We start from the raw sequence: 8711 nt of genomic DNA, 5'->3' as shown, positions 1-8711 counted from the left end.
GGAGTGGCCCTGAGTGTACGGGTCTTTCTGCTCAAGGGCCCGGACCAGGGCACTGATGGTGCTGAGGTAGACCGTCCGGAGGTCGTTGTAGCGCTGCAGGGAGTAACGGGCGATCAGGAGCGGCAGGAAGAAGAGCAGGACCCCGAGGTATCCGACGCTGTTGAAGACCACCGCAATGAGCCCGCCCAGAGGCATCAGGGCCAGGTCGTGAGGGGCGGCCCAGCGGAAGTTGAGGAGCCAGTTGTTCCAGAAGGGGACCCCCTGCGAGAGGGAGATGGCCACGGCCACCGTGCTCATGTTGATGACAAAGAAAGTCAGGGCCGAACAAGCCAAGGCCACGAGATGACGGCCGTCGAAAGGCATCCCCGGGGGAGCGCCGCCGAGCTGGACGTAGACTACGGCCGCGGCGCCGGCGGCCAGAGCCAGCTGGGCCCGGTTGAAGAGGAGCTTGTGCCAGGGGACGTCCCCGGTCAACTCCCGGCGGCGGATCGTCCCGAGGGCGGCCACCCAGGGGGCAAAGGACGGGCCGAAGGTCAAGATGGCCGCGTAAAGGACGCCAAAGGCGACCGAGACCGTGCCGCCCCCCCGCGGGAGGCTGATCGGCATGGCTTCCGTCCCCAGGGCCAGGAGCATGAAAAACAACCCGTTGAGCCAGGCATGGCTGACCGGCCACGGGTTGAACCGGAGCAACATAAGCCCGCCAGCCACGATGACCAGGGCCACGTAGATGTTGACGACGATTTCGTTCTTCTGGCGGGCCATAATGGCGTCCTCCTTGACACTGGAAAAAAAGAAAAACGGACCGACGACCCAAAAACCTAGGCTTTCAACCCCACTGATAAACGGCGCCGCCAGCCAACAACAGAGCCAGCAGGACTACTACGACGCGGAATATCTTGCCCATTAGGTCGTTTGGACCTCCCGTCACGGTCAACTCTATCCCGTTCGCTATGAGGATAGGCAACCGCTCCGCTCGAGGTGTGGACAGCTCTCAAGCCGTCGGTCCACTCTTAACTTTTGGCCGCGGGCGTCACGGATCCATCCCTGCGCCCGTCGGGGTGAAACACGGTTAGGACACCGCCTCCTAAATGGGGCCTCAGGACTTCTTCACGAGGACCGCAATCTTGCGGTTGATGGCGTCCAAGGTGGCTCTGGCAACAGCCTCTCGCTCGTCCTCTTTGACCAGTGAGGAACCGACGAAGCTCTCTTCACCGGCGGCCGTCAGGAGAGTCAGGACGACGTTCACGGCCACGCGGTTGCCCAGGTGGAGCGGGGTCACCTCATCGACGGAAAACATCGGCGAGGACTTGAAGTACTGCTCGACCGCAGCCACCGTAGCCACGGCGACGAGTCTGAGGCGGCCGGTGGCCGAATTGGCCCCGCTGGCGCTGCCCTCATAGCCGTCCCCCGACACCTCGAGCTGAACATGACAGTCGGCGCGGGGCCCGGTGGTGCTGAAACTGACTGAACCAAGCTTGACCCTGGTCTGCTCAAGGGGGATCTCTCCCTGGTCTTGGACCTGGGCAATGCTGATCTTCTTGTGGTCGACGTTGAGCCCGAACTGGGTCATGAAAGCGGATTCGACATCGCGGACGATCTGCTTGGGGCTCCTGCTGGAGCCGGCCAACACGTGAATCTCCTCGATGCTGCCCTGAGCATCGGTGATGACCCGGGCCGAAATGACGTCCCGGATCTGGCCGATCAGCCGCTCGTACTCCTTGATCCGGTCACGCTGGCTGCCGTTCAGGTCTTCCCTGCTCATTTAGTGGGCTCCTCGAAGTCAGGAAATCCGTTTCCTGGTGCTTAGCTTTCTACATCATTTCGACTCAACCCAGGGTTTTCCTTCTTTTGGGTGAAATGTTGCCTGCCTTCATTGGCCGGCCTTAGTTATGGTAACTGGGACCGCGGCCTGCAAACCCCTGCTAGAACTGCATCAGCCGATTGGCCTCAAGTCCCTGGACGGCCAGGGAGTCCTCGGCTAGGAGCCAGAGTCCGCCCGAAACCAGGGCGTGTCCGCCCAGGATGATCGGGATTGCGGCGGCCTGGGCGGCGCGGGCGAACTCCCTCACCTCGGGGTCCTGGATCAGGTCGAAGCGGCCCAGGTCGGACTGAAAACGATCCCAATCGGAGACTTGCTTCTTCCAGTGGGCGAAGAGGACCCGGCTGTCGAACAGGGCTGCCTGGCAAATAGTCCCGAGGTAGGCGAAGAAGGGCTCCGGACCCTCCCGGTCGATGAAGTGCCCGACGAGGGAGACGACTTCCCCGCGGTCCTGGCGGCCGAGGGCCTTCATCCCCCGCTCTTCGGAGAAGACGCGGAAGCGCACTTTCACGTTCATGTTGAGGAAGGCCCAGATCGGGGGGCCGACCCGGCCAATCAAGGCAATCTCCGAGCCGATGACCGAGAACATCGACTCCACCCGGCCCAGGGCCTTGGCCAGCCTTTCCAAGTCGGGGCGGAAGCTCAGCTCGCTGAGAGCCCTGGTGGTCCGCCGGCCGGCCGTCCTCTGAAGCGAAAGGATGGCCAAGTCGGTCGGGGTATCGAGGTCGAAACTCACCCAGGGTGAGTTGGGCACCATCACCCGCCGCAAACCGGCGAGGTCGGTCAGGGCATAGCCAAGCTCGTTGTCACTCTGTGGCGGCGGGATGAGGGTGATGGCCGAGGCCGGGGTGAAACCGACCATGTCGGGGGACTGGGGATTGTTGAGGATGGCGATGCCCTCCTCTTCCCGGAGGTGCTTGGCCATCCAGGCGAGGTCCTCCCGGCGAATCAGCGGCGCCGCGGCCCCGCCCATGTAGAGGACGCTGGTCAGGCCCCGCTCGCCGACGATTCGCAAAACGCGCCGGCCGAAATGGAAGGGCTCGAGGCTGAAGTCGACCACCGCCCCGAGGGTTTCGGCCTGAGCCGCCAGGTCCGCGTAGTTGGTCCCCAAGATGACCTGATCGATCCCGGGTGTCTCCCGCATCTTCTCGATATTGTCGAGGACGACCGCCTTCCTCACCGCGGTCATATCCTCTTCGATGGTGGTCTTCGACGCCCCGCCCTCGAGGATGATGGCGCTCACTCTGTTCTCAGCCAATCCGGGCCGTCCCTCCTACGACCGGGCAGGGAATTGCCCCGGCCGGTCGCCGTCGTCGCGCTGGTGCACCTCTACTATACCATCAAGCGGTCTCGGGGGGATAGACGAGCCCCGGAGACGAGGAAGCCGGCGGGATGCCCCCGCCGGCTTCGATGGTCGTTCATCAATCTGCTCGGGACGCTCTTCGCCCGAACCTCAGGACTCCGGCTCGATCAGCCCGTAGTCCCCGTCCCGCCGACGGTAGACCACGTTGACCTTCTCCGTGTCGGCGTTGGCGAAGACGAAGAAGTCGTGGCCAACCAGATTCATCTGCATGATCGCTTCCTCGACCGGCATCGGTTTCATCGCGAAGCGCTTGGTCTTGACTACTCTGAACTGCCCCTCGCTGTCCTCCACCTCCACCGGTCTCTCGGCGCTGGGAAGCTTCAAGCCCTCCCGGCGGAACTTGCGGTAGATCTGGGTCCGGTACTTCTCCACCTGCTTCTCGAGCTTATCCATGACCATGTCGATGGAGGAGTACATGTCGCCGGTGGCTTCCTCTCCACGCAGCAGGATGCCGTTGACGGGGATGGTCACTTCGACAATGCGGCGGTCCTTTTCAACCCCTAAGGTCACCTGGGCGGCGGGCACGTCGTCGAAGTATCTCTCGATTTTCCCGACCTTCTTGTCGACGTACTCCCGCAGGGCTTGGGTAATCTGGACGTTCTTTCCCCTGAGGGCAATCTGCATCCGCTCGGACATCCCCCTCTCGAGACTCTCTCGATCCTTATTATTCCCCCGGGTCCCGGAAAATCCTTCCGCTGCTGCGTCGGAGCCCCTGTCGGGAAGACCTTGACACCATGGGATATCGGCCTTTTGACCCTTCGGCGTTAGCCCGAGGGCCGGCCCACGGGAAATCAAAAGCTCCGGACGGGTTGTCCGGAGCTTGGTGGTCGATCGGTTGTGGAGCCTCCTACTGGGCCTTGACGACGTTGGCCGCCTGCGGACCGCGGGCACCCTCGACGATGTCGAACTCGACCCGCTCGCCCTCAGTGAGGGTCTTGAAGCCTTCCATCTGGATGGCCGAGAAGTGGACGAAAACGTCCCCGCCGCCATCCTCGCGCTCGATGAACCCGTACCCCTTTTCCGCGTTGAACCACTTGACCTTGCCGAGCATTCCTGAACATTCCTCCAATCCATTATCGCTGTGACCCAGCCTGTCGAGCCACAGAGATAATATAGCACGCGCCCCCTCAAAAGTCAAACCAGACGCGGATTTGGGCCTTTTCGGTCACGTCTAGCGGGGCTTTTCATGGGCGTGTTGGGCCGAGTGGCCGCCCGCGTTCCCTCAGCGGCGGCCTCAACCCCTCCCTCGACGGGCCCGTCGCGGGAAGGGCTCGGCCGTCGTTGTCGAAGGTTTGGCGAACGCCGCTCGTCGACCTGTGGACAATCCGGCCTTGTGGATTGCCGGGGCTGTGGACAGTGTGCATAACCCTGTTGATAAGGCGCCATTATGGCATCCCGCAATGGGGATAGTCTGTGGACTGTCGGCTCTTGTCGGCGACCGCCGCCCTCCGGCGGGGGTTCGTGTCGAGTCAGGACCGTAGCTCTGGGACAAGGTTAGGGGGGGTCTCACCACGGAGCCCGGCGACAAGGTTCCCGGCGGCCATCATCGCCATCCGGTCACGAGTCGCCCGGCTGGCGCTGGCGATGTGGGGAGCCAAGACGACGTTGGTCAGTCGACACAGGGGGTGACTCGGCGGCAGCGGCTCCTTTTCGAAGACGTCGAGGCCGGCCGAAAAGATGGTCCCGGCGGCCAGTTCCTCGGCCAGGGCCTCTTGGTCGAGGACTCCCCCACGGGACGTATTGACCAGGACGGCCGTCCGTTTGCACCTTCTGAGTTGGTCGCGGCCGATGAGGTTGCGGGTCTGGGGGGTCAGGGGGACATGGAGACTGATGAAGTCGGCCTCGCTGAGGACGCCGTCGATCGGGAGGGAACCAGGGCGTTCGGGATCATGGAAGATCACCTTCATGCCGAAACCTTGGCCTCGCCTGGCCACGGATTGGCCGATCCGGCCGTATCCGATAAGCCCGAGAGTGGCCCCGTGTAGATCGACCCCAAGCAGTCCTTCCGGCTCCCAGGTACGCCACCGCCCCGCTCGGACTTCGGCGTCACCCTCGATGACTCGGCGGGCCGCCGCCATCATCAGGGCCCAGGCGAAGTCGGCCGTTGTCTCGGTGAGGACTTCCGGGGTGTTGGTCACCAGGATTCCCCGCTTCTTGGCCTCAGGCACATCAATGTTGTCGTAACCCACCGCCATGTTGGCAATGACCTTCAACCCCGGAGCCGCATCCATGACCTCGGCGTCGATCGGCTCGGTCAGAAGGGAGACGATCCCGTCAACTCCAGCCGCACCGCGAACAACTTCCGCGTGGGTCGGGACCGGGTCACCGGACAGGATCTGATAGCCGCAGTCGGAATCCATCAGGCGCAAGCCGGCGTCCGGGATCTTCCGAGTGACCAGGACCTTGAATCGGCCTTTGAACTGGTTTCCCAGGCTTGTCTTCGATTCACCCATCTCTGTTCATCTCCTTGGGGCCACGGCCAGCACCGCCAGGTCCACGCTGGCGGCTCCGTCGTCGCTGAGAGCGCGGGCGCAGTCGCCGGCCGTCGAGCCCGTAGTCAAAACGTCGTCGATAAGAAGCACCCGCCGACCGAGGAAGGTTCCCGGCCGGGAAGTCCGGAAGGCACCCCGAACGTTACGGCTTCTCTCCACCGGTCGTAATCCGACCTGACTTTCCGTGGGCCTCAGGCGGCGTAGCCCTTCGGTATCAAGTCTCGTTGAGAGAGCCCCGGCGACTCCGCCGGCGAGGAGGGCCGACTGGTTGAAACCCCGTTCGATGAACCGCTTGGGGTGCAGCGGCACGGGGACGACCACGTCGGCGGTCCAGAGGTCCGTCGAGCCTACCGCCTCGGTCAGGAGCGCCGCCAGGGCCGGTGCCAGGAAAGTCCACCCGGAGAACTTCAGGCGGTGGATCGCCTCTTTCAAGGCTCCATCGTAGAGGCCGGCGCCCACGGCTCGACCGGCAGCCACGCCGCGGACCTCGATCGGACCTCCCCCGACGAGTCCGGCGAGGCAATCCCGGCAGAACGGTAGGCCGGGGGCGGCCGCCGGCCGGCCGCACCAGAGGCAGGTCCGCCCAGCCGGGTAGACCAGGTCGGCCAGGGCCGCCAGGAATCGGCGTTTGGCGAGGATGCCGGCCGGCGACCCATCCAGGTAGATCACCGGTCTTCCCCGTCTCCGGTCTCCGCGGCCGCCGGGGAGGCCGGCGGGGCCGCCGGCGGGGGGGCCAGTCGTTCGTTCAGTCTGGTGAAGCGCCTTTGGATCTGGTCGTTGCGGATGGCCACGGACAGGGCCTTCCTCGTGCCGACCAGCACGACCAACTCCTTGGCTCGGGTGATCGCCGTGTAGAGCAGGTTTCGCTGCAACATTACGTAGTGCTGCGTGGAGACGGGCATTACGACGGCCCGGTATTCGGACCCCTGGCTCTTGTGCACCGAGATGGCGTAGGCCAGGGTGAGTTCGTCAAGCTCGCTGCGGTCATAGACTACCGGCCGTTCCTGGGTTGAATCCAGATAGGTTACAGTGGTCTCGCCTTCCTCTGGATCGATGGCCGTCACCCAGCCGATGTCCCCGTTGAAGACGCCTTTCTGGTAGTTATTCTTGATCTGCATGACCTTATCCCCGGGGCGCAGACGACCGCCGGTGGCCGCACCGCCGGGTTCGGCGCCGCCCGATCCGGGGGCGTTGAGCCTTTCCTGCAGGTCGCCGTTGAGGACTTCGACCCCGATGGGCGTCCGGTGCATGGGGCTGAGGACCTGAATGTCGCGGAGCGGGTCCAGGCCGCGGAAGTCGGCCAGCCGTCTGGTGACGAGCTGAACGATCTCCTGACGGATCCGCTCCGGGTCGTCTTCCTCGATGAAGAAGAAGTCGCCATCGCGCCGGTTCAACTCCGGCATCTCGCCGTGGTTGATCCGGTGGGCGTTCTGGACGATCAGGCTTTGACCGCCCTGCCGGTAGATATGGGTCAGGCGAGTCGTCGCCACGGCGCCGGAAGCGATCATGTCCCGCAAGACGTTGCCGGGACCGACCGCCGGCAGCTGGTCGATGTCACCCACCATCACCAACCGCCCGCCCGGGCGGACCGCCCGGGCCAACCGGTCGCTGAGGGTCAGGTCGAGCATGGAAGCCTCATCGACGACCACCGCGTCGGCTTCCAACGGGTTGTCTTCATCGCGGGCGAAGCTCAGCCCCCGCCCAGGCACAAAGCGGTACTCGAGGGCCCGGTGCACGGTGAAGGCTTCCCGGCCGGTGGCTTCCGTCATCCGCTTGGCCGCCCGGCCGGTCGGGGCGCACAAGAGGACTCGTTGTCCGAAGGCCTCGAGCAGACCGATGAGGGTGTTGATGACCGTGGTCTTGCCGGTCCCCGGCCCACCTGTGATTATCGACAGGCCGGACCGCAAAGCCATGAGGACCGCCTGTCTCTGGTCATCGCCGAGGTCCGGCCGCGTCGGACCGCTCTTGACCTCGGCATCCAGTATTGAGGCGACAGTATTCTCTGGCCCGAGCGGAATTCCTGCTGCACTGTCGATGGATCTTAGACGATTTGCCAAGCTCACTTCGGCCTTGTAAAGGGCGGTGAGGTAGACGGCCGGTCCGTCGAGGGTCACATCCTCGCCGGAGATCAGTCCGGAAAGGGCCATTTCGAACTGGGTCGGGGACACCGCGAGGAGCTCCCCGGCCTTTTGACGGAGGATGTCCAGAGGCAAGAAGACATGGCCCTCTCCGGCGGCCTCGTTGAGGGCGTATCGGATGCCCGAGGACAGCCGATGTGGATCGTCGGGGGCCGTCCCGAACTTCAAGGCCAGGCGGTCGGCGGTCTTGAAGCCGACCCCGAAGACCTCGTCGGCCAGCCTGTAGGGGTTGGCCTTGATGACCTCGATGGTCCGCCGACCGTACTGCCGGTAGAGGCGATGGGCGAAGCCCGGGCTCACCTCGTACCCCTGGAGGAAGATCATGACCTCCTTGAGGTCATGCTGTTCGGCCAGGGAAGTGGCGATGCGGTCGGCCTTGATCGGTCCGATTCCCTCGACCTGGCGCAGCCGCGCCGGCTCCTCCTCGATGACCCTCAGGGTGTCCTGGCCGAACGCCTCGACCAAGCGGCGGGCGGTGGCCGGCCCGATGCCCTTGATCAGCCCCGACCCCAGATACCGCTCGAGGCCTTTGAGGGTCGTCGGCGGCAGGACTTCGTACGTCTCCACTTGGAGCTGGCGCCCGTAGTCGGGATGGTTTATCCACTGGCCGGACAGGCGCACCCGCTCACCGACGCTGAGGGGAGCGAAGTTGCCGACGAACGTCGCCGTGGGACCGCCCGGCACCGCCAGGCGAGCCACGGTGTATAGGTTCTCTTCGTTGAAGTACTGGACTTTCTCGACGGTCCCCTCGAGGGTGGTCATGCCCCATTATTCGCGAGGAGTCAAGGGCAACCCTTTCCCGACCCCTTTCCCGGCCCCTTTCCCGACCCCTTTCCCGGCCCCTTTCCCGGCGTCCCCGCCTTTCCCGGCGCCCCCCCCGGGCCTTTGTAAGCGTCTGT

Annotated in this window: 8 protein-coding genes; all 8 read right to left on the bottom strand. The window is 64.4% G+C overall.

Translation table 11 applies throughout. The features are described 5' to 3' along the window. On the bottom strand, window positions 1-762 hold a 762-nt coding region (locus VGL40_09535), incomplete at its 3' end, for a hypothetical protein (GenBank protein ID HEY3315498.1). A 334-nt stretch (window positions 763-1096) separates the two neighbouring features. After that, on the bottom strand, window positions 1097-1762 hold the full coding sequence (locus VGL40_09530) for a hypothetical protein (GenBank protein ID HEY3315497.1): 666 nt from the start codon (window positions 1760-1762) through the stop codon (window positions 1097-1099). A 160-nt stretch (window positions 1763-1922) separates the two neighbouring features. Next, a complete protein-coding gene (locus VGL40_09525) occupies window positions 1923-3077 on the bottom strand; it encodes a hypothetical protein (GenBank protein HEY3315496.1) in 1155 nt (384 codons plus the stop codon). Between the two features lie 195 nt (window positions 3078-3272). Further along, the gene (raiA, locus tag VGL40_09520) at window positions 3273-3806 is read right to left on the bottom strand and encodes a ribosome-associated translation inhibitor RaiA (GenBank protein ID HEY3315495.1); all 534 of its coding nucleotides are present in this window, start codon (window positions 3804-3806) and stop codon (window positions 3273-3275) included. Window positions 3807-4029: 223 nt separating this feature from the next. After that, window positions 4030-4233: a cold shock domain-containing protein gene (locus tag VGL40_09515; protein ID HEY3315494.1), complete on the bottom strand. Its 204-nt coding sequence runs from the start codon at window positions 4231-4233 to the stop codon at window positions 4030-4032. 418 nt (window positions 4234-4651) lie between these two features. Further along, a complete protein-coding gene (locus VGL40_09510; GenBank protein ID HEY3315493.1) occupies window positions 4652-5635 on the bottom strand; it encodes a D-glycerate dehydrogenase in 984 nt (327 codons plus the stop codon). 6 nt (window positions 5636-5641) lie between these two features. After that, window positions 5642-6343: a ComF family protein gene (locus VGL40_09505; protein HEY3315492.1), complete on the bottom strand. Its 702-nt coding sequence runs from the start codon at window positions 6341-6343 to the stop codon at window positions 5642-5644. Then, on the bottom strand, window positions 6340-8574 hold the full coding sequence (locus tag VGL40_09500; GenBank protein ID HEY3315491.1) for an ATP-dependent RecD-like DNA helicase: 2235 nt from the start codon (window positions 8572-8574) through the stop codon (window positions 6340-6342). The genes VGL40_09505 and VGL40_09500 overlap by 4 nt, the downstream gene beginning before the upstream one ends. Between the last annotated feature and the right edge of the window lie 137 nt (window positions 8575-8711).

The organism is Bacillota bacterium (genome assembly GCA_036504675.1).
In the GTDB taxonomy this organism is placed as follows: Bacteria; Bacillota; Sulfobacillia; order JAJYWN01; family JAJZPE01; genus DASXUT01.
The sequence above is the reverse complement of the archived record's forward strand: the minus strand, read 5'-3'. Positions and strand labels throughout refer to the sequence as shown.